The organism is Rhodoferax sp. ZS1R8, from assembly GCF_056521325.1.
Genome location: NZ_JBWMBA010000005.1, coordinates 123915 through 143795, shown reverse-complemented (window position 1 = coordinate 143795; position 19881 = coordinate 123915). Strand labels below are relative to the sequence as shown.

19 protein-coding genes and 1 riboswitch are annotated in these 19881 nt (G+C 57.3%); of the genes, 6 read left to right on the top strand and 13 right to left on the bottom strand.

Annotation, left to right across the window (positions count from 1 at the left end):
* Positions 1-7: 7 nt before the first annotated feature.
* From tolA to ribD, 10 genes are all read right to left on the bottom strand, one after another.
* The gene (gene tolA / locus AC097P_RS17845) at positions 8-916 is read right to left on the bottom strand and encodes a cell envelope integrity protein TolA (RefSeq protein WP_479611776.1); all 909 of its coding nucleotides are present in this window, start codon (positions 914-916) and stop codon (positions 8-10) included.
* 34 nt (positions 917-950) lie between these two features.
* Positions 951-1385, bottom strand: coding sequence for a biopolymer transporter ExbD (locus AC097P_RS17840; protein ID WP_479611775.1), 435 nt, complete (start codon positions 1383-1385; stop codon positions 951-953).
* 2 nt (positions 1386-1387) lie between these two features.
* Positions 1388-2083 (bottom strand): protein TolQ, encoded by a 696-nt coding sequence (gene tolQ / locus AC097P_RS17835; RefSeq protein ID WP_479611774.1) that lies wholly within the window; start codon positions 2081-2083, stop codon positions 1388-1390.
* A gap of 43 nt (positions 2084-2126) precedes the next feature.
* Positions 2127-3311: a pyridoxal phosphate-dependent aminotransferase gene (locus tag AC097P_RS17830; protein ID WP_479611773.1), complete on the bottom strand. Its 1185-nt coding sequence runs from the start codon at positions 3309-3311 to the stop codon at positions 2127-2129.
* Positions 3312-3330: 19 nt separating this feature from the next.
* Positions 3331-3873 carry a transcription antitermination factor NusB gene (gene nusB, locus AC097P_RS17825; protein ID WP_479611772.1) on the bottom strand — a complete coding sequence of 181 codons (543 nt, stop codon included), beginning with the start codon at positions 3871-3873 and terminating at the stop codon, positions 3331-3333.
* Positions 3873-4346 carry a 6,7-dimethyl-8-ribityllumazine synthase gene (gene ribH, locus AC097P_RS17820; protein ID WP_479611771.1) on the bottom strand — a complete coding sequence of 158 codons (474 nt, stop codon included), beginning with the start codon at positions 4344-4346 and terminating at the stop codon, positions 3873-3875. Before ribH ends, nusB begins: the two co-directional genes overlap by 1 nt.
* Positions 4347-4359: 13 nt before the next feature.
* Entirely contained in the window at positions 4360-5478 is a 1119-nt protein-coding gene (gene ribBA, locus AC097P_RS17815) for a bifunctional 3,4-dihydroxy-2-butanone-4-phosphate synthase/GTP cyclohydrolase II (RefSeq protein ID WP_479611770.1), read from the bottom strand.
* A 111-nt stretch (positions 5479-5589) separates the two neighbouring features.
* Positions 5590-6834: a nitronate monooxygenase gene (locus AC097P_RS17810; RefSeq protein WP_479611769.1), complete on the bottom strand. Its 1245-nt coding sequence runs from the start codon at positions 6832-6834 to the stop codon at positions 5590-5592.
* A 47-nt stretch (positions 6835-6881) separates the two neighbouring features.
* The gene (locus AC097P_RS17805; RefSeq protein ID WP_479611768.1) at positions 6882-7514 is read right to left on the bottom strand and encodes a riboflavin synthase; all 633 of its coding nucleotides are present in this window, start codon (positions 7512-7514) and stop codon (positions 6882-6884) included.
* A 44-nt stretch (positions 7515-7558) separates the two neighbouring features.
* Positions 7559-8698: a bifunctional diaminohydroxyphosphoribosylaminopyrimidine deaminase/5-amino-6-(5-phosphoribosylamino)uracil reductase RibD gene (gene ribD, locus AC097P_RS17800; protein WP_479612094.1), complete on the bottom strand. Its 1140-nt coding sequence runs from the start codon at positions 8696-8698 to the stop codon at positions 7559-7561.
* Between the two features lie 57 nt (positions 8699-8755).
* Here ribD and AC097P_RS17795 point away from each other — a divergent pair, with 57 nt between their 5' ends.
* From AC097P_RS17795 to AC097P_RS17770, 6 genes are read left to right on the top strand one after another with little or no spacing between them, the layout of a single operon-like run.
* Positions 8756-9364: a GspH/FimT family pseudopilin gene (locus tag AC097P_RS17795; protein ID WP_479611767.1), complete on the top strand. Its 609-nt coding sequence runs from the start codon at positions 8756-8758 to the stop codon at positions 9362-9364.
* Complete coding sequence (gene pilV, locus AC097P_RS17790; protein ID WP_479611766.1) at positions 9358-9942, top strand: type IV pilus modification protein PilV; 585 nt, start codon at positions 9358-9360, stop codon at positions 9940-9942. Before AC097P_RS17795 ends, pilV begins: the two co-directional genes overlap by 7 nt.
* The gene (locus tag AC097P_RS17785; RefSeq protein ID WP_479611765.1) at positions 9915-10823 is read left to right on the top strand and encodes a PilW family protein; all 909 of its coding nucleotides are present in this window, start codon (positions 9915-9917) and stop codon (positions 10821-10823) included. The genes pilV and AC097P_RS17785 overlap by 28 nt, the downstream gene beginning before the upstream one ends.
* Before the next feature lie 14 nt (positions 10824-10837).
* Entirely contained in the window at positions 10838-11365 is a 528-nt protein-coding gene (locus AC097P_RS17780) for a PilX N-terminal domain-containing pilus assembly protein (protein ID WP_479611764.1), read from the top strand.
* Complete coding sequence (locus AC097P_RS17775) at positions 11341-15834, top strand: pilus assembly protein (protein WP_479611763.1); 4494 nt, start codon at positions 11341-11343, stop codon at positions 15832-15834. Before AC097P_RS17780 ends, AC097P_RS17775 begins: the two co-directional genes overlap by 25 nt.
* 23 nt (positions 15835-15857) lie before the next feature.
* The gene (locus AC097P_RS17770) at positions 15858-16334 is read left to right on the top strand and encodes a type IV pilin protein (protein ID WP_479611762.1); all 477 of its coding nucleotides are present in this window, start codon (positions 15858-15860) and stop codon (positions 16332-16334) included.
* Between the two features lie 33 nt (positions 16335-16367).
* On the opposite strand, the gene nrdR is transcribed toward AC097P_RS17770, so the two are convergent.
* The 3 genes from nrdR to AC097P_RS17755 all read right to left on the bottom strand — a co-directional run bounded on the left by nrdR (position 16368) and on the right by AC097P_RS17755 (position 19233).
* Positions 16368-16817, bottom strand: a complete 450-nt coding sequence (gene nrdR / locus AC097P_RS17765) for a transcriptional regulator NrdR (RefSeq protein WP_394782426.1) — start codon at positions 16815-16817, stop codon at positions 16368-16370.
* Between the two features lie 118 nt (positions 16818-16935).
* Positions 16936-18180 (bottom strand): serine hydroxymethyltransferase, encoded by a 1245-nt coding sequence (glyA, locus tag AC097P_RS17760; RefSeq protein WP_479611761.1) that lies wholly within the window; start codon positions 18178-18180, stop codon positions 16936-16938.
* Positions 18181-18236: 56 nt separating this feature from the next.
* Positions 18237-18367: riboswitch (ZMP/ZTP riboswitch) on the bottom strand.
* 44 nt (positions 18368-18411) lie between these two features.
* Positions 18412-19233, bottom strand: a complete 822-nt coding sequence (locus tag AC097P_RS17755; protein ID WP_479611760.1) for a lytic transglycosylase domain-containing protein — start codon at positions 19231-19233, stop codon at positions 18412-18414.
* Positions 19234-19881: the final 648 nt, after the last annotated feature.

Genomic DNA, 19881 nt, shown 5'->3' with positions numbered 1-19881 from the left:
TGGAAAGTTAGTCCTTAGGGCGGAAACCCAATGTCAGTGATGGGATTACGCGTCCATCCACATCGGGCGGCAATTTTTCCGTTTTGTCGATTGCGTTGATGACCGCGTCATCCCAAGATTTCACGCCACTGGATTTGACGAGCCTGCGGCTGATGATGGTACCGTCTGGAGAGGTGCGTACTTCCACATCAGCCATCGGGTTGCCGTTCAGGGATTCCGTATAGGTGATATTGGGTTTGATGCGTGCCACAATCCGGCCGGCATAGCTAGCCGACGGCCCAGATGATTGCTTGGCCGAACCGGTCGCATTGGCGTCCCCCGAGCCTGTTGCTTGGTTTGCCATGCGGTTCATGCGCTCAATCTGTTGCTTGCGCAGTTCCGCAATCTTTTTTGCATCCGCATCGGTTTTCGCCGACTGGGTCTTTTGCTGGTCTTGCTGCAGCTTCTTTTCGCGGGCCAGTTTTTCGCGTAGCTCAGCCTCGCGCGCCTCCTTCTCGTCTTTCTGCTTTTTAGCCTTGGCCGCTTCTTTCTGGCGCTTGTCCTGCTCTGATCGGGCCTCTTCCAGTTGCTTCTCTTTTTGCAATCGGGCTTTTTCTTTTGCAATTGCAATGCTCGGATCTGGCAGAGTGGGCGTTGGCTTAGGCGGGGTCACGCCCTCCTTGGCCGGAGGCGGCTGCACTGGCTCTTCTGGCGGCGGTGGCCGCACCGGCTCGGGAGGCTTGGGTGCTGCTTGAACGGGCAGAGCCGACCATAGCTCGGCTTCCACGGTGACCGGTGTTGGATCACGCTTCCATTGCACACCAAGGGTCAACACGGCCAGCAACAACGCATGCGCTACGACGGCCAAGGCCAGCGCGCGCACCAAACCCGGAGTGGGTGGCGGCGCGAATTCCAGGCGCGCTGAGTTGGCATTCATGCTGGGCGGTGTTAGCACGTGGTTGGCAGGCGCCTCAATTGGCCAGTTGCACTGACAAGCCTACCCGCTGGATGCCGGCGCGCTGTAAAGTATCCATGACCTTTACCACGCTCTCGTACTTCACATTCTTGTCAGCGCTGATGACAACTGCAGAATTAGCGCCCGCGGTGCTGTCACGTGGTAGCTGCGCCCCTTTCACGGCAATGGCTAATTCTTTCAGCGTCAGCGACGTTGTCTTGTCCTTGACCCTCATTTCCAAGCCGTCGTTCTTGCCCAGCACAATCTGGATGATCTGGTCCGGCTGGCGCGATGCTTTGCCTACGCTGGGCAGGTCAATCATGCTGGGCGTGATCAGAGGGGCCGTTACCATGAAGATGATCAGCAGCACCAGCATCACATCGATGAAGGGCACCATGTTGATCTCGTTGATGGTGCGGCGGCCCCGGCCGCGGTGGGAGACGCCTGGCATGATCAGCGCGTGGCTGCAGCGGGCTGCGCACCCACGTTGCGTTGCAGGATGTTGGAGAACTCTTCTATAAATGTTTCTTGGTGCGTAGCGATGCGGTCGATGTCGCGGGCGAACCGGTTATACGCAACAACCGCCGGAATGGCAGCAAACAGACCGATGGCGGTCGCAACCAAGGCTTCGGCAATGCCTGGTGCCACCGTGGCCAGTGTGACCTGGGTCAGCGCCGCCAGGCCCACAAAGGCGTGCATGATGCCCCACACGGTGCCAAACAAGCCAACATAGGGCGACACAGAACCGACCGATGCCAGGAACGAAAGATTGGTTTCTATCACATCCATCTCGCGCTGAAAACTTGCACGCATGGCGCGTCGGGCGCCGTCCATCAATGTGCCTACGTCGGAGATGCGGCGCTCGCGCAGTTTCTGAAACTCGCGCATGCCGCTGGCAAAAATGCGCTCCATCGGGCCGCCCTTGCCAGCGCTCTTGGCAGCATCTGCAAACAGGTCGTTCAGGCTGGCACCGGACCAGAATTCCCGCTCGAATGCTTCATTCAGCGCCTTCACACGGTTCAGCGCGAAGTACTTGCGGAAGATGGCGGCCCAGCTGGTGACGGATACCACCATCAGCAGCAGCATCACGCCCTGGACGACGATACTGGCGTTGAGGACCAGATGGAGTATGGATAAGTCTTGGTTCATTGCTTGGAGTCGTATGGGTGAAGGTTGTTGCTACCCGAGCGCTTTACAGCAACAGGGCACGCAGACGCGCCACGGCCTCTTGCAAATGCTCCATGGAGCTGGCGGTGGAGAAGCGCACAAAATTGTGCGTCTGGGCCGATCCGAAATCGCGACCTGGCGTAATGGCGACGTGGGCTTTGTTCATGACCTCGAACGCAAATTCCCAGCTGTCCTTGACGCCCAGTCTGGCACACACATTTGAGCAATCTGCCCATGCGTAAAAAGCCCCGTCGGGCATCACCGGTACCGAGAGGCCCATGGCATTGAGCTGCGGAATGAAGTAGTCGCGCCTGGCTTTGAACTCGCTGCGGCGTTGTTCGTACAGCGCAAGGCTTTCAGGTTCAAAACAGGCGAGCGCAGCATGCTGTGCAATGGCGCTGGGGCAGATGAACAGGTTTTGCGCCAGACGCTCGATCACCGGTACCAACTGCTCAGGCACCACCATCCAACCCAGGCGCCAGCCCGTCATGTTGAAGTATTTGCTGAAACTGTTGATGCTGATGATGTCTTCGTCGATCGCCAGCGCAGTGTGCCCGTACTGGGTTTCGAAACTCAGGCCAAGGTAGATCTCATCAACCAGCGTAATGCCACCGTGCATCTGCACCACGCGGTGGATGTCGCGCAGAGCGTCCGGGTGAATGGATGTGCCGGTGGGGTTGGAAGGCGAGGCAAGCAACACGCCCCGAGTACGTGGGCCCCATTCGGACCGCACGGCATCGGCACTCAGCTGGAATCGGTCTTCTGCGGTGGTGGGCACGAGCACGGCACACCCTTCCGCTGCGCTGACGAAGTGCCGGTTGCAGGGGTAGCTCGGGTCCGGCATCAGGATCTGATCACCGGGCTCTATCAGTGCCATGCATGCCAGATGCAAGGCAGCCGATGCACCTGCGGTCACAACAATACGGCTGGCCGGCACGTTGACGCCAAAGCGTTGGTTGTACCAACGGCTGATGCGCTCGCGCAGCAGTGGCAATCCGGTAGCGGGTGTGTATTGGGTGCGCCCGTGTTGGATGGCTTGCTCAGCCGCTTTTTGCACCAGGGGCGGGGCCGTGAAGTCGGGCTCGCCGATATTCAGAAAAATCATTGGCGCATCGGTGTGCGCTACTTCTTGCCCCAGACTGGCGGCGGCCTTGGCTACCTCCATGACATAAAACGGTTCTATTTTTTGCGCGCGGGACGAGATTTGCATGGGTGGTGGTACGGCTCGCTCAGGCGCGGGGCTTTTTGCTCTGGCCGCGGTCCGACTCCACTTCGGCGGCGCGCAGGGTCGGTGCAATGCCATTCAGAACAGCGTTGACATATTTGTGGCCATCGGTGCCACCAAATTCCTTGGCCAGTTCGATGCACTCATTCAGCACGACGCGCCAGGGCACATCCAGGCAGTGGCTCAGTTCATAGACACCAATCCACATGATGGCATGTTCAATCGGTGAGATTTCGGCCATTGGGCGGTCCAGCAGGTGCACGATCAAGGCGTCCAGTTGTGCAGCCTCGGCCACGCAGCCCTGCAGGAGCGCATCGAAGTGCACTGCATCGGCCTTGTTGAAGCCGGCCAGGTCGCGGGTGAAGGTGTCGATGTCGTCGACCGCGTTGCCGCCAACCAGATGCTGGTACAGGCCTTGCAGCGCGAACTCCCGTGAACGACTTCGGTCCGACTTGCTGCCGGCCTTGCGTGCACCGGTGCTGGTCAGGCCAGTGCGGGGCTGGCGGGGAGGGCGCTTGGCAGCGGCGGGTGTATTCATATCGCTCATCACAGTGCTTCCAACAGGTTAGCCATTTCCACGGCGACGCGGGCGGCATCACGCCCCTTTTCAACTTGGCGGGCAATGGCCTGTGGCATATCTTCGGTTGTCAGGATGGCGTTGGCAATCGGCAACTGGTAGTCCAGCGAAATCCGGGTGACGCCGGCACCCGCTTCGTTGGCAACCAGCTCGAAGTGGTAGGTCTCGCCACGGATGATGCAGCCGATCGCAACCAGTGCGTCGTAACTGGCTTTCTCAGCCATGGCCTGCAGGGCGACCGGAACCTCCAGCGCTCCCGGCACGGTCACGTGCTCGATGTCCTTGTCGGCAACGCCAAGCGCTACCAGTTCGGCTTTGCACGCCTGTGCCAGCGTATCGGTAACGCCGGCATTGAAGCGGGCTTGCACGATGCCCACCTTGAGCCCCTTGCCGTTCATACGCTCATCGGTGGAGGCAAAACTGCCTTTGTCTGCGCCAAACATGGTTTTCCTCTTTCTATTTGTTGTTGATGTAGCCGGTGATTTCGAGGTCATACCCCGTCATGCTGGGCATGCGGCGGGGACTACCCATCAGGCTCATCTTGTGCACGCCGCATTGGCGCAATATCTGAGCGCCAATCCCGTAAGTGCGCAGATCCATGCGACCGCGTTCGGGAGCGTGCGCTGGGCGCGCCGTACCTTCAAACTGCGCCAGCAATTGCTCGCCACTTTCTCCGCAGTTGAGCAGTACCACAACGCCTTTGCCTTCTGTGGCTATGTGGGCCAGCGTGGCATCCAGACTCCAGCTGTGCATGGTGCGTCCCACTTGCAGGGCGTCCAAAATCGACAAAGGCTCATGCACGCGCACCGGAATGGTCTCGGTTGCATCCCACTTACCACGAACCAAAGCCAGGTGCACGCCCTTGCCCGTGGTGTCGCGAAAGGCGTGTGCCGTGAATTCCCCAAACGCGGTATTGATGCTGTGGCTGCCCATGCTTTCGATCAGGGATTCCACGCGGCTGCGGTAAGCAATCAGATCAGCAATCGTGCCAATCTTCAGGCCGTGCTCGCCCGCAAAGACCTGCAGGTCGGGCAGGCGGGCCATCGTGCCGTCGTCTTTCATGATTTCGCAAATGACCGAGGCGGGCGAACAGCCCGCCATGGCGGCCAGATCGCAGCCTGCTTCCGTGTGGCCTGCGCGCATCAGCACGCCGCCGTCCACGGCCTGCAACGGGAAAATGTGGCCGGGCTGGACCAGATCGTCGGGTACGGCATTCTTGGCCACGGCCGCCTGCACAGTGCGTGCGCGGTCTGCAGCTGAAATGCCGGTGGTCACGCCCTCCGCAGCTTCGATGGACACGGTAAAAGCCGTGCCTTTTTTGTCACCGTTGCGTGCTGCCATGGGGGGAAGTTGAAGCGCTTCGCAGCGCTCGCGGGACAGTGTCAGGCAAATCAGGCCCCTGCCGAAGCGGGCCATGAAATTGATGGCGTCAGCGGTTACATGGTCCGCCGCGAGAACCAGGTCCCCTTCATTCTCACGGTCTTCCTCGTCCACCAAAATGACCATGCGCCCAGCGCGCATGTCGGCCACGATGTCTTCTACAGGGGAAATGGGGACAAGATTCTGGGGCGTCATGGTGTCAATGGTATGGCAGGGGATACCCGGTATTGTCCCAGATGGGGGATGGGTCCGCAGCAACCACGGTTTTCAGCTGTTCAGGGCTGCGATGGCGCAGCCCGAGGGCGATCAATCTGGCAGCGCAATCTGGTTGTCAACGCTGAACTGGTAGTCTTTGAAGATATGCTCGGCGCTGAGCGTCTGGTACGTCCCGTCGGGCAGCTTGCGTGTGGTGTCTTTGAGGCGATAGGTTGTGCTGCCACATGTCCAGCAATTGAAATTGCGCATGTGGGTGCACAGGCAGGTCTTGTCCATGACCGAAATGTTTTTGCCATCCGGGTGGATCACGATCTGCTCGTTATAGGCCGTGATGTAGGCGCAACTGCCGTTGCCGTCGAGCAGATAGCCATAGGCCTCACAGTTGGGACGTATGCCTGCACCAATGGCGGGGGTGCTGCGCAACATGCGCATCGGGTAGCCGGTAGGGGAGACGGTGTTGACGATGATGTCTTCTTCGCTGGCCCTGAAATACTCTTGTTTTATCTTGGCCGGTAGGCCGCATTCATTGGACACAGTGAAGCGCGTGGCAACCTGCAGACCCGCAGCACCGTTTTCCAGGAAAGACACTGCATCGCTGCCGGTAAAGATGCCACCTGCAGCAATCAGTGGGATATCCAATTGCTCGATCTTCATAAACTGGGCGATCTCTGCCACGATGGTCGCCAGGTCGTACTGGGCCCAGTCCATGCCGAAGCCTAAGTGACCGCCGGCCAAAGGCCCTTCAATGATGATGAAGTCCGGCAGCCTGCCCAGGCGCGAGGTTTTACGCAGGAACAGCTGCAAGGCACGAACCGACGACACGATAATGCCCAGCTTGGCATCCCTGAATCGGGGATGGTCCGCCATCAGTGCAAAAGAGCCCAAGTGCAGTCCGGCGCTCAGCGTGATGCCGTCAACACCGGCGTCCAGCGCAGAATTCAGGCGGACCTGTAGGGTCTCTCGTGGGGCGTTCATCGTCAACTTTTCCATGCAATTGACGAACACCATGCCTTCACCGCGCTTGGCTTCCATGGTCCTCCCCACGTGAAGTCTGGTGGCCTCCGCCAAGCGACCCAGATCAAACTTGATTTCACTTTTATCCGAGTTCGCGATGTTGTACTTATAAAACTTGGTCTTCTCTTTGACGAAGTCGGTATCAAAGCGTCGATCGGATACATCAGGCACCATTGCGTCGGAAATGTGACCAATTCCGCCCAAACGTACAGCTTCCAGCGCTAATTCCGCGGTGGATATGTCCACGCCCATGCCCCCTATCATCAGCGGCACATATTCCTTCTTGCCAAACCTCAAGCGGAAATCATCTACTCGTTTCATTGTCTTCCTTGGGAATCTTTTATATGTCGGTATAGCGTAGCGGTGTGTCAGCTTGACGTACCGGGGCTGCTGCTCAGCATCCGTTCCACGTAGCGTGCGATCAGGTCAATTTCCAGGTTTACCCGAGAGCCTGTGTGCAGACTACCCAACGCCGTATTTTCCACGGTATGCGGTATCAGGTTGATGCTGGCCTCGCATCCGTCTGTCAGGTCAACAATCTTGTTGACAGTCAGGCTCACACCGTTGATAGTGATTGAGCCCTTGTACGCCAAATATTTCCCCAACGCCTTGGGCGCCAGCACGCGCAGTTCCCAGCTCTCTCCGATCTGGGTGAACAAGGTGATAGTGCCCACGCCATCCACGTGGCCGGAAACCAGGTGCCCACCTAAGCGGTCATTTGCGCGCAGGGCTTTTTCCAAATTAACTGGGCCAAGAGCGTCAAGACCAGCGGTCTTGCTCAGGGATTCAGCGGATATGTCGATACTGAATTGCTGTGCAGTGGCATCCCACGTGGTGACGGTCATGCATGCCCCGTTGATCGCGATGCTATCCCCCAGTCCCACGTCATCCAGATAGTTTGCGGGGCAGACGATGGTTAAGCGCTTGCCGTGGGAGGGCGCGTCGCCCAGAGCGGTAACGGCGACGATGCTCCCGACGCCGGTAATGATTCCTGTAAACATGGGGAGATTTTCGCAGGGATTGGGTCTGCGTCAAATAAGTGGGGCTAAAAAACGTCCCGACCGCGAACACGGGCTAGTAATCGCAGATCGGGCCCAACCAGTGTGCTGGATAAAAAGTCCAGTTGTAACGCCTGCGCCAAGTCGTCCAATGGACCAAAGCTAGCCATGTCTCTACCCTGGCCCACAACTTTGGGGGCCAAATACAGCAGAAGTTCGTCTACCAAGCCCTCGCGGACTAATGCTCCGTTCAGTCGGCGCCCCGCCTCTACATGCAATTCGTTGATTTCCCGGCAGCCCAAGTCCAGCAGCATAGCGGCTAGATCAACTTTCCCGAAGGATGTACTACCGTAATGCGTTCCAGGCAGGTAAACAACAATGGCCCCCCGCGCCTCTAGTGCTTGTCTTTTGACATCATCGTTCTGTGTCGCCGTGTAGATGAGCACTGGACGACCTTCTATAAAAACGGCGGCATCCACGGGGATCTGCAGCGCGCTGTCCACAATGACGATGGGGGGCTGGCGACTGGTCGGGACCAGGCGTACATCAAGTCGGGGGTTATCTTGGACAATGGTGCCTATGCCGGTCAGGATGGCGCCAGCGCGGGCGCGCCACGCATGTCCGTCTGAGCGTGCTGGATGGGACGTGATCCACTGGCTTGTTCCGTTGTCCAGCGCCGTTTTGCCGTCCAGTGACGCAGCAATTTTCAAGCGTACCCATGGAACTTTACGGACCATTCGGCTAAAAAAACCGATATTGAGTTCGCGGGACTCTATGGCAACAGAGCTCGCTGGGTTCAGAATCTGAACGTCCACGCCAGCCATACGCAGCCGGGCAAACCCTTGGCCGCCTACCAGCGGGTTGGGGTCAGCAATAGCTGCAACTACCGTTGTGATACCAGCCGATATTAAGGCGTCGCAACACGGCCCTGTCCGGCCTTGGTGGGAGCAGGGTTCCATAGTCACATAGGCCGTCGCACCCTTTACCGGGCGCCCTCGCGCCTCAGCGTCACGCAACGCCATGACCTCGGCGTGCGGGCCGCCCGCCGGTTGGGTGTTGCCCACTCCCGATTCCTCTCCATCGGCGCCAATGATTATGCAGCCTACCGACGGATTAGGTGGGCAGAGGTTTCTCGCAATCGTGGCAAGCCGCAATGCCTGTTCTACGGTGGAATGTTGCACATGAATTTCGCTTAGGTTACTTAGAGTTTACCGTTTAGCGGTGCATTGATACCGGACGTCGTTATGAGATTGCCGCCGCTTGACGCTTTGGTTTATCTTCGGCTCATGAAAAATCGCCCTGAAGGCTTTACGCTCATCGAAATACTCGTCGTATTGGCGATCATTGGTATTTTGGTTGCGATGGCTGTACCTAGTTTCAACACCATGCTGATGCGGCGCTCGGTGCAAGGCGCTGCGGATGCGCTGGTTACGGACATTCGCTACGCGCGCTCAGAGGCTTTGCGGCGCTCTGTAAAGGTTTCTATTTGCAGTCTTGCTGCGGGTAGTACGAACACCTGTTCGGTCAACCCTGGTCCCGGTGAATGGGTGAATGGCTGGATAGTCTTTACTGATACTGACCCGGGTCCGCTCAACGTTGGTACCTACCAGGCTGCTACAGAGGAAATTGTTCGCGTGCAACAACCACCTTCGAATATTCTTTCAATCGTAAACACTACTCCTGCAAATACGCTGAGAGTTTTTACTTTTGAAGCCAATGGGATTGCAAAAGGCGCGCAAACTAACTTAGTTGTAACGCCTATCACTGCAGGCTCCGCCACCAATAATCGCGTGATCTGCATATCAAGTACCGGCAGGCCTGCTATCCGGGTTGAGGGGTCAACAGCATGCTAAAAAGCAATTTCATGGGCTCTGGAAAATCAAGGTCCAGATCGAGGCTGCGGGGGATTTCACTTATTGAGGTCCTGGTTTCAGTGTTGCTGGCTGCAATAGGTCTGTTGGCCTTGTCTGGAGCCAATGTGGCTTCCATTCGGTACTCGAAGATGTCGCAGTATCGGGGCACTGCTGCGATGTTGGCAGCAGATTTGGCCGAGCGCATGCGTGCAAACTCCTCCAATATCGTCAGCTATGCAGTGGCATCTAATTTTGCGGCGCAGGCATCGCAACCAGCCTTGGATCACAGTTGCGAAGGCTATGCCTTAACCTGTGCTTCTATTGCAGTTGCCGATATTGCCAATTGGCGGCATGTGGTGAGAGACCAACTGCCCCAGGGCTCTGTGTTCATCACTACAACCGTTGCGGGTGTTGTTCCGCGTGGTGCCGATGTCTGGATAGCCTGGCGTGATCCTGCTGTGGCCAATGATGCGGAGAACAACACGGATTCTCGCAATATAGCTACAGAGTGTCCCCCCGGCTTGGCGCTAGGTGCTGACAAAAGCATACGTTGCAGCTATTTCAGGATCAATATATGAAAGCCATGCGTTCTCCTGGCAAGCAAAGGGGCGTGACACTGATTGAGCTCATGATCTCTCTGGCGATTGGCCTCGTGGTGGTCGGGGCCGTGATGATTAGTTTTGTGGGTTCGGGTCGGGCGGGGCGTTTCCAGGCGGCTTTAAGCCAAATGAACCAAGATGCACAAGTCGGCTTGAATCTGCTGTCGCGCGAGGTTCAAATGGCTGGCTATGTTTCTCCGGGGCAGACCTTGCCTGGGCCTGCGATATTTGGCTGTGATAGCACGAGGAGTGGTACTGTGTCGCCGTTTGCATATCCTGAGGCAGCCGGTGCTATGACTTGCATGCCTTGGACGGCCGATTCGGTTTCTGCGCTGGAGGTGGTATACGAGGCAGATCTAAAGACCACGGTGCCGGCCACTGGTAGTGTTCCGTCCGATTGCCTGGGTAATGGAATAACTGCAACTTTGCCAAATTTCTACGTCACACGTAACCGGTACCATATTAAGCAAAACGCCACTAGCCAGCGCAATGAGTTGCAGTGCTCCAGCCCGGCGGCGACAGGTAATACACAGCCCCTGCTAGAAAACGTGGAAGACATGCAGTTGTGGTACGGCGTTGCCGCAGCTGCCACGCCCGACACGGTAATCCGTTACGCACAAGCCGGAAAAGACGCATCCACTCCCAATACGGTGAACGCCCAGGGTGCGGCGGAGTGGGGCAATGTGAACAGTGTGCGCATTTGCCTGCTGATGCGTAGCGCCGAACCCGTTCTTGCCGCGGAAGACCCACATACCTATTTGGACTGTAATTCTGTCCAAGTAACCTCTGCCGACAACTTTCTGCGCCGCGCTTATTTCACCACGGCCATGGTACGCGCCAAAATGGCGCTGTACCAATAATGGACGACACCCTTATGACGATCCGTAAAGTTTCAGCTCCTGAGCGCCGCTCCAACCGAGGGGTTTCTTTGATCATTGTCTTGATCATGATGATCATCATTGGCATTACTGCTGCCACCGCTATGCGCAGTGCCACCTCAGAGCAGCGCGCCACCAACAACCAGCGCGTGGAGGCTGCCGCCCTGCAATATGCGGAGGCGGCGCTGCGGTATTGTGAGAGCGAGCTGGTAAAGGCGCCCGGGTCACGGACGCCCACTTTGGAAGATGTGAATATTCCAAACAACACGACGGTCACTACTTGGGAACAGCCAGCGTCTTGGACTGGCGCAGGGGCGACCTCGCGAACCACAGTTCCACCAGGCAAGCTTCAAATCAACGCATCTGACAGTGTTTTGCCGAACTTTCCGCCGCAGTGCGTTGCTGAAAGAATTTCGGGGGTTTTGACCGTCACTGCGCGCGGATTTAGCCCTGATTACACTGCCGATGGCAGCGGCGTGACCCAAACCGGCGCTGTGGTGTGGGTGCAATCGGCCATCAATTGATAGAAAAACAAACTGTGAACCTACCAGGAGCTTTTGCCATGACAGCTACCAAACCCACCATCCGGTTCCAGACTCTGGCCCGCGTTTTACTGTCTTTGCTGATGGCCAGCACCACTATCGTGCATGGACAAACGCCGGCCCAGTTGCCCTTGCTGACCAAAGCCGGCGCAGCCGTGGCTCCCAATGTGATGCTGACTCTAGATGATTCTGGCTCCATGACATGGCGGCATATGCCTGAGGATGTTTTTGCAGGTGGCACGTTTGCAACTCCCAATCCGGTGGGTAGCCGGGGGGTAGTTTGGGATAAAAGTGACAATTACATGAACACGGTGAACCCCATGGGCCCGGTTCCTGGCGACATTGCATCGGGCAACTACAGGTTACGGGCGCTGCGCTCGGCTGACACAAACACAATTTACTATAACCCTGAAATTCGGTACCAGCCATGGCTTACGTCAGATGGTGTGACGCGGCTACCCGATTCACCAGTAGCCAAGGCATATAAGGATCCGCTGCAACGTACCGGAGCGTATCCTTTTATAGATTTGACGGCCGTGAGTCCAATGGGATCCGTTGCGGCAGGCTCATTTATTGTTGGTTACACCTACACCATTCTGACCTCGGGCACTACAAACTTCACACTTATTGGGGCGCCCAACAATAACGTGGGTACTACATTTGTTGCCACAGGTGCTGGATCGGGCTCTGGGACTGCCGGGGGCTCGCTGGCCGGATGGTGTTTTGCCAATGCTGCCGATACAGGGTGCGCTACCGCCGGGACTGCATTTGTGCACGACCCGGGCACCTATTTTAGGCTGCAAAAACAAAACGTGACAGGGGGGAACTTTGTCATTGGCAAAAGCTACACGATTGTGTCCGTCGGAAGTACTGACTTCGTGGCGGTTGGTGCCGCATCGAATACGGTAGGTTTGACATTCACGGCTACCGGCGTGGGTTCCGGTACCGGCATAGCCAATGGCTATGCGGCGATCACTACGCTAGGCAATTACATGGGCTATTCCATCAATAGCGTCCCGGCCGGATCCTTTGTGATTGGTGCCCAGTACAAGATCACTTCAACGGGTACTACGTCATTTACCAGTATCGGTGCAGGTAGCAATGCCGTGGGCACGGTTTTCACTGCCACGGGGGTCGGCTCGGGCACAGGCGTGGCCAGTCAAAACGCCTTCACAAAATATCCAGACCGTCTCGATTGCGCCGGAGCAACCTGCACACAGGCTGAAGAGCGCCGAAATTTCGCCAACTGGTTTTCGTACTACCGCAACCGCAATCTGCTGGCCCGTGGTGGCCTGATGGAAGCATTTGGCGTTGAGGCAGCGCCAGTCAACGCTGGCAATTTTGTCATCGGCTCAAGTTACGCTATTACGAGTGTAGGTACCACATCTTTCACTGCCATCGGCGCTGCGGCCAACACTGTAGACACCGTTTTCACGGCGACCGGGGTAGGCACCGGTACGGGTACCGCGCGTGCAATCGCTATGCGCTTGGGGTTTGGGCGCATCAACAAGAGCGCGGCAAGCGTGGATGGCTTTACTACAGGTGTGGTTGAGAGCAGTGCCACCTACGGCGGTGGTGGCGTGCGCGACTTCAACAGGGCGCGTAAAGATAATCTGTTTAAGTGGCTGGAAGACCTGCCAGCCAATGGTGGCACGCCTCTGGTTGGGGCGTTGGAGACCGTTGGGACTTACTACTCACGCACGGACACCCAGGGACCATGGACAGACAACCCCGCTGTCAACACCAATGTGGTGGCCAATAACAAGACATGCCGCCGCTCTTACACATTCCTTTCGACGGACGGTTATTGGACCACCGCTGGTACGGCTGGCAATGCTGACAACACGGCCGGAGCAACAATAACGAGCGCAGGCTCCCCCCCCACTTATCCGGCATATACCTACACACCGGTGGCTCCTTATTCAGATGCTTGGTCCAACACTCTGGCTGATACAGCCATGAAATACTGGAAGACTGATTTGCAGCCTCTCACCGCAAATGCTGTCCCCCCGGTCGGGGCTAATAATTCGTTCTGGCAGAACATGACGACGTTTACCATCGGGTTGGGTGTGCGAGGTTCGCTGAACCCCAATACCGACTTGCCAGCACTAACCGCTGGCACCAAGACCTGGCCCCAGGCATTTCCAGGGGGGACGTTTGCCAACGTGGACGATTTGTGGCATGCGGCCGTCAACAGTCGCGGCCAATTCTTCAGCGTGAAGGATCCACAAGAGCTGGCAACCGCCATTCGTACGGCTCTGGCCCGTGCAACGGGTGGCACCGGGTCTACGGCGGGTGTTGCCGCCGCCTCAACCTCATTGACGGGTAATAACCGAAAATACAAATTGGATTTTGATCCGGGCAGTTGGAATGGTGACATCACCTCCTATCAACTGGATTCGCTTGGTGCGGTCGTTCTGCCCGCGAAGTGGACGGCCGCTGCCCAGATGCCAGCGTGGGGTTCTCGCAATATTGTGACGTTTGATAACTCGCCGGGTACTTGGGCTGGTTCTGTGTTTGCTTGGGCGTCCATTCCCGCCAGTGGTCAGGCCGCATTGGGTCCAGTAGCGGCGGCCCATCCCACTGAGTTCATCAATTTTCTCAAAGGGGATCACTCCAACGAAGGAACAACGGGCCTTGGTCTTTACCGTGCGCGTGTGAACCCCGCAGGGCAACCCTTCATTTTGGGGGACTTTATTAACTCCAACCCCGCGTTGATTGAGAGCAATTTTGATGGTAACTACGTCGACCCGCTGTTTGGTGGTGTCCCTGCCGCTCCCACGTCTTACACCGCCTTCAAGGCTATCAAGGCGGCTCGCACGCCGGTGCTGTTTGCCGGTAGTAACGACGGTATGTTGCATGCCTTCAAAGACAGTTTGGGTGCTACGCCAGGAACCGATGGGCAAGAGATTTTTGCCTACGTGCCTCGCGCTGTGTATAGCAATTTAGACAAACTTGCCGATAAGAACTACGGTACGACTGGTGCTCTGCCGCACCAGTATTTTGTCGATGGGCCGTTGGCTGAAGCAGACGCGTATGTCAAAGCGCCTGGTGCAACCACGCCTTCTTGGCGCAACTATTTGATGGGTACTCTGGGGGCCGGTGGCCGTGCCGTCTTTGCACTCGATGTCACTGATACCGCGAATTTGAACGCTGGCTCGGTGCGTTGGGAGCTTTCCAGCGCAGACGATCCTGACATTGGCTATGGGTTGTCCAACGTGCGGATTGGGGTGCTGCCCAATGACCGCTGGGTGGCTGTCTTTGGTAACGGCTATGCCAGCACAGGTGGCACCCTCGGTGCCAGCAGGGCGGTTCTGTTTGTGGTGGATCTAGAAGATGCCGCCAGCAGCAGCGCGGCCGTGCGTGCGGGCGCCATCCATAAAACAGTGCTGGACACCACGGGTAGCAATGGCTTGGGTGGAGTGACCTTGATACCCGACATCGCGACCCAGCGGATCAAGAGCATTTATGCAGGTGATCTGAAAGGCCAGCTATGGAAGCTCAATTACGCCACCCAGAGTGGCGTACCAGTGCCAAATGCTCCCCTATTTACGCCAGACGGTGGCGCACCGTTCTTCACAGCAACAGACGCAGGCGGCACGCAGCAGCCTATTACGTCAAGCCCTGCAGTATTTCGAGGTACCAGGAAGCCAACAGCCGCGGGTGGTATGGGCGGTGCTGGTTATGTTGTGACATTTGGTACTGGCAAATTGTTTAGCACGGCGGATGCATTTGATACGTCAATCCAGACGGTGTACAGCGTGTGGGACAAGGCGGCTGGTCCGTCTCCAGGCACAGAACTCGTGGCGCATCCCATGAACCGCTCAAACTTGCTTCCACGGACGTTAACCGCGTTTGCTGGTACGGGCGCTTCTACGGGCCTTACTTTCTATTCAATAACGGGCGCTGCGGTGGACTATGCCTCCGCGCAGCGGGGATGGTATATAGACTTGAACGCTACGCTCACGGGGGGTCGGGTTGTTTATCCGACACAAGTGGCGGGTCCTGAGACGGTCTATTTCAGTGCGGTAGCGCCGGTGCAGGGTAACCCTGCAGCCTGTGCTTCGGCCGCCGGGGCAGGCTTAGGCATATTGTCACCCATCGATACCGGTACCGATGCCCCTAGCTCTAACGGTCGAACTTTTGACACGAATGGTGATGGCGCTATCAACGCAAGCGACCAAAGTGCGAGCGTCGTCACGACAAAAGCGGACGGTGGGGACGTGATCGCGAGACCCCCTGCCCCGGGGAATAATGGTGACCTTGGTGGTGGTGCTCCAGTGGGTGATTGCACCGGTGTAAAGTGCACATGCGTGCAAAGCCCCTTGTGTAGCAGTAATCAATGTCTGGTGGTCATCATCACTGCCAATGGGAGTACGCCGTCATGCGTGAACAAACCTTCGAGTGGAACACGCGTTTGGCGCCGTATCATCAACCCGCCGATTCGTTAACTGCTCGCTGAAAGAAATTGATCATGACGACGCTTTTCAATCCAAATGCACGTAGGTCTAAGGGGATTGCTATTTCGGGCTTTACCTTGATTGAGCTGATGGTTGTGATAGCCATCATCGGTATCTTGGCGGCCATTGCATTGCCCAGTTATACAAGCTATATCCAGCGCGGGGAACGTGCTGCGGCGCGGGCTGCTCTGCTGGAGGCGCAACAGTTCATGGAACGGTATTACGCGACGAACAATCGCTTCGACCAAGACCCGGCTGGTGTCCCAGTCGCTTTGCCAGCACGGTTTGCTGCGGTTCCTGTTGAATCACCGAAATACAATATCGATTTGGCGGGACCCCCCGTCCCTACTCCAAACAGCTTTGTACTGACTGCAAGACCAATCAATGCTGTTATCAAATGCGGCAGGTTGACACTTACCAATACGGGCGTAAAGGGTGTCAGTGTGCCCGCAAGTCCCACCGCGGCCGACATAGCGGAATGCTGGCGTTGAACCGTAGGCAGTTTGGTCGGAAGGTGGATCGCTTTAGCGTCTAACCTCATCCACCAGCGTCTTGAAGTCGTCAATATCCTCAAAACTACGGTACACACTGGCAAAGCGCACATACGCGACTTTGTCCAGCTTCTTCAACTCACGCATGACCAGCTCGCCAATGCGGCCAGACTGGACCTCGCGCAGTCCTAGATTCAGCAACTTTTCCTCAATCCGCTCAATGGCGCTATCGATCTGCTCCGTGCTGACTGGGCGCTTGCGCAAGGCCAGGTTGAAGGATGCCAGCAGCTTGGCGCGTTCGTATTCGATGCGGCGACCGTCCTTTTTGACGATGGACGGGTAATTGACATCCGGGCGCTCATAGGTGGTGAAGCGCTTCTCGCACGACCCGCACTGGCGCCTACGGCGTATGAAGTCCCCATCCTCAGAAATCCGGGTTTCCACGACCTGGGTTTCTGAGTGGCTGCAAAACGGGCACTTCATGGTAGGGTCCTTTGGACCAAAGTCTTTAAGGAAAATCGGCCGCTAGCCCTCGTCGAACAAGCGCATACCGCTATGAAAAGTGTAGCGATTGCACTTGCCATGGTTTTAGCCAATGGCCTTAACCGTAAACCGGGAAACGTGCCGTCAGCGCATGCACCTTGGCCCGCACGGCTGCGATGTTGGCCGCATCGCGCGGATTGTCCAGCACGTCGGCGATCAAGTGGGCGGTGGCGCGGGCCTCTGCATCCTTGAAGCCGCGGGTGGTCATGGCGGGGGTGCCGATGCGCACGCCGCTGGTGACCATGGGCTTCTCGGGGTCGTTGGGGATGGCGTTCTTGTTGATGGTCATGTGGGCATCGCCTAGCACGGCCTCGGCTTCCTTGCCGGTGATTCCCTTGGCGCGCAGATCGACCAGCATGACATGGCTTTCGGTGCGGCCGCTGACGATGCGCAGGCCGCGCTCGGTCAATGTTTCAGCCACGATGCGGGCATTGGTCAACACCTGTTGCTGGTAGACCTTGAAGCCAGGCTCCAACGCTTCCTTGAACGCGACCGCTTTGGCGGCGATCACGTGCATCAGTGGGCCGCCTTGCAGGCCAGGGAAGATGGCACTGTTGATGGCCTTCTCGTGTTGGGCCTTCATCAAGATGATGCCGCCGCGGGGGCCGCGCAGGCTCTTGTGGGTGGTGGATGTCACCACGTCGGCGTGGGGCACGGGGTTGGGGTAGAGACCGGCGGCGATGAGGCCGGCGTAGTGGGCCATGTCGACCATGAAAATCGCGCCTACATCTTTGGCGACCTTGGCGAAGCGTTCGAAGTCGATGGCCAACGAATAGGCGCTGGCGCCGGCGATGATCAGTTTGGGTTTTGTCTCATGGGCTTTGCGCTCCATGGCCTCGTAGTCGATGGCTTCCTCGGCATTCAGGCCGTAGGACACCACGTTGAACCATTTGCCACTGATGTTCAGTGGCATGCCGTGGGTCAAGTGGCCGCCTTCGGCCAGGCTCATGCCCATGATGGTGTCGCCAGGCTTCAAGAAGGCCAGGAACACGGCCTCATTAGCCGATGCGCCGCAATGGGGCTGCACGTTGGCGGCTTCGGCGCCAAAAATGCGCTTGATGCGGTCCAGCGCCAGCGTTTCGGCTACGTCCACATGCTCACAGCCACCGTAGTAGCGCTTACCGGGGTAACCTTCGGCGTACTTGTTGGTCATCTGGCTGCCTTGCGCGGCCATGACGGCGGGCGAGGCATAGTTTTCGCTGGCGATCAGCTCGATGTGGTGTTCTTGGCGGGCGTTCTCGGCCATGATGGCGGCCCAGATTTCGGGATCAGCTTGTTCGACGAGGATGTTGCGGTTGTACATGGCAGTCCTTTAAGACAATGAACCTTGGGTCAACGCGTGTTAAAACGACATGAAACAAGGGCTGCCCAGGCGAACGGCTGAACGCATGCACCTGTGCAGATGCAGCGGCACGCTTCCCAATGGTAATCCCACGTCAGCGCCCCAAACCGCAGGGTTTGAGCGCCTATCGCCAGTCGCGTACGGTATGGAGTTTACCTGAGCCAACCCCTACGGACCGCCTCCGCCGCGAATTTACGAATTGAAATAGCTGGCAACCACTTCTGGAGCTGCCACTGGAGCAGGTACTGCCGGTTGCTTCACAGGGATCATCTGGGGCGCTGCCACAGATGGGGGCAGATTACGGCCGTTGGCTACCTGTTGCAGGCGGTTGTGCTCGGCCAGTACTTTGGCTGCGTAACCACCGTCGTCTTCGAGGTTGCCCGCGCCGACGTAAAGTTTGAGGCCTCCCTCAACCGAGCCAGCCCGAGCCACACAATCCTGCAGCACCTTGACGCCTACGCGCAGATTGGACACAGGGTCAAAGGCGGCCAGCTTGCCGCCAAAGCCAACGTACTTGTCACTGTGAATCTTGGTCATGACCTGCATCAAGCCCTGTGCACCGGCAGAGCTATGGGCAAAAGGGTTGAAACCAGATTCGATGGCCATGACGGCCAGTATCAGCGTGGGGTCGATCTTGGCACGTGTTCCGGCCTCAAAGGCTTCTGCAACCAAAGCGCTCAGCGGCTCCGGTGCCACGTTGTATTTTTTACTCAGCCAGAAGGCCACCGCGGCTTGCTGTTTGGGCAGGCTCAGTGGACTGATGACGGTTGCACGTTCAGCGGTTTTCGTGTCAGCGGAAGCTCCGGTGACACTGGCCTGGCGGGATTGCAGCCAGCTCATCAACTGGACTTCACCTGCCTGGCGAATTTCTGGCCTTGCGGTCAGGGTGATCACGGCAAACATCACGGCCAGACCCAAGAGGGCAAATCCGTTGTGCGTGATTTCAAAAAAACCTTGGGCGATATCGCTGGCAAATGTTGCCACACCCTTGGTGAATTTTTCGGTCGCTGTCATAGCTCTTCCTTCTTAGGCGGGCGCCTCGCATCGGTCGCGCTGTGTGCAGCGCGCACGTGTGAGGTACCACGTTTGGGTTGGTACGCTATCAATATCCTGCGGCGTCGTTTCGACATGTGCAGCGATTTGAATATGCCGGGTTCGGCAGCGGTTGCGGGTTATCCCTAGGAAAACCTGGAATGGGCCGGATTCTATGGGGGTTGGATATACCGAGTCAACAATATTAAATAGGTTTGTTATACTAAATATTGTCGTTTGTAGTGCCATGTCTAGATTTGGTGCGGGCTATCGGCCGGTACTGGACCACGCAAAAATCTCGCAATCACAGTCCAAAAATCCATTGAAAAAGCGATTTGCAAACGCTGCGGGCGCCTACTAGACTGCAGTTGCCTGTTGATTCAGGTTATGTTCCGGCAGTAGCCAGTCCGTACTCTAGGGTATTGTGATGAAGCGGCCCCGGTAACTGTTAAGGAGGCAATCTATTGCTTCTAGTGCACCGTGGGACTTCGATCTCCTGCAGTGCCAGCCCTGACGGCATGGACCTCTGGTCAGCCGTCGAGCCCGGCAGACTAACCAAACGGTTGGGCTGCCGGGCTTTCTTGTTTGGAGGGCGCATTCCCCAGAAGGGAGCACTACACACTATATATA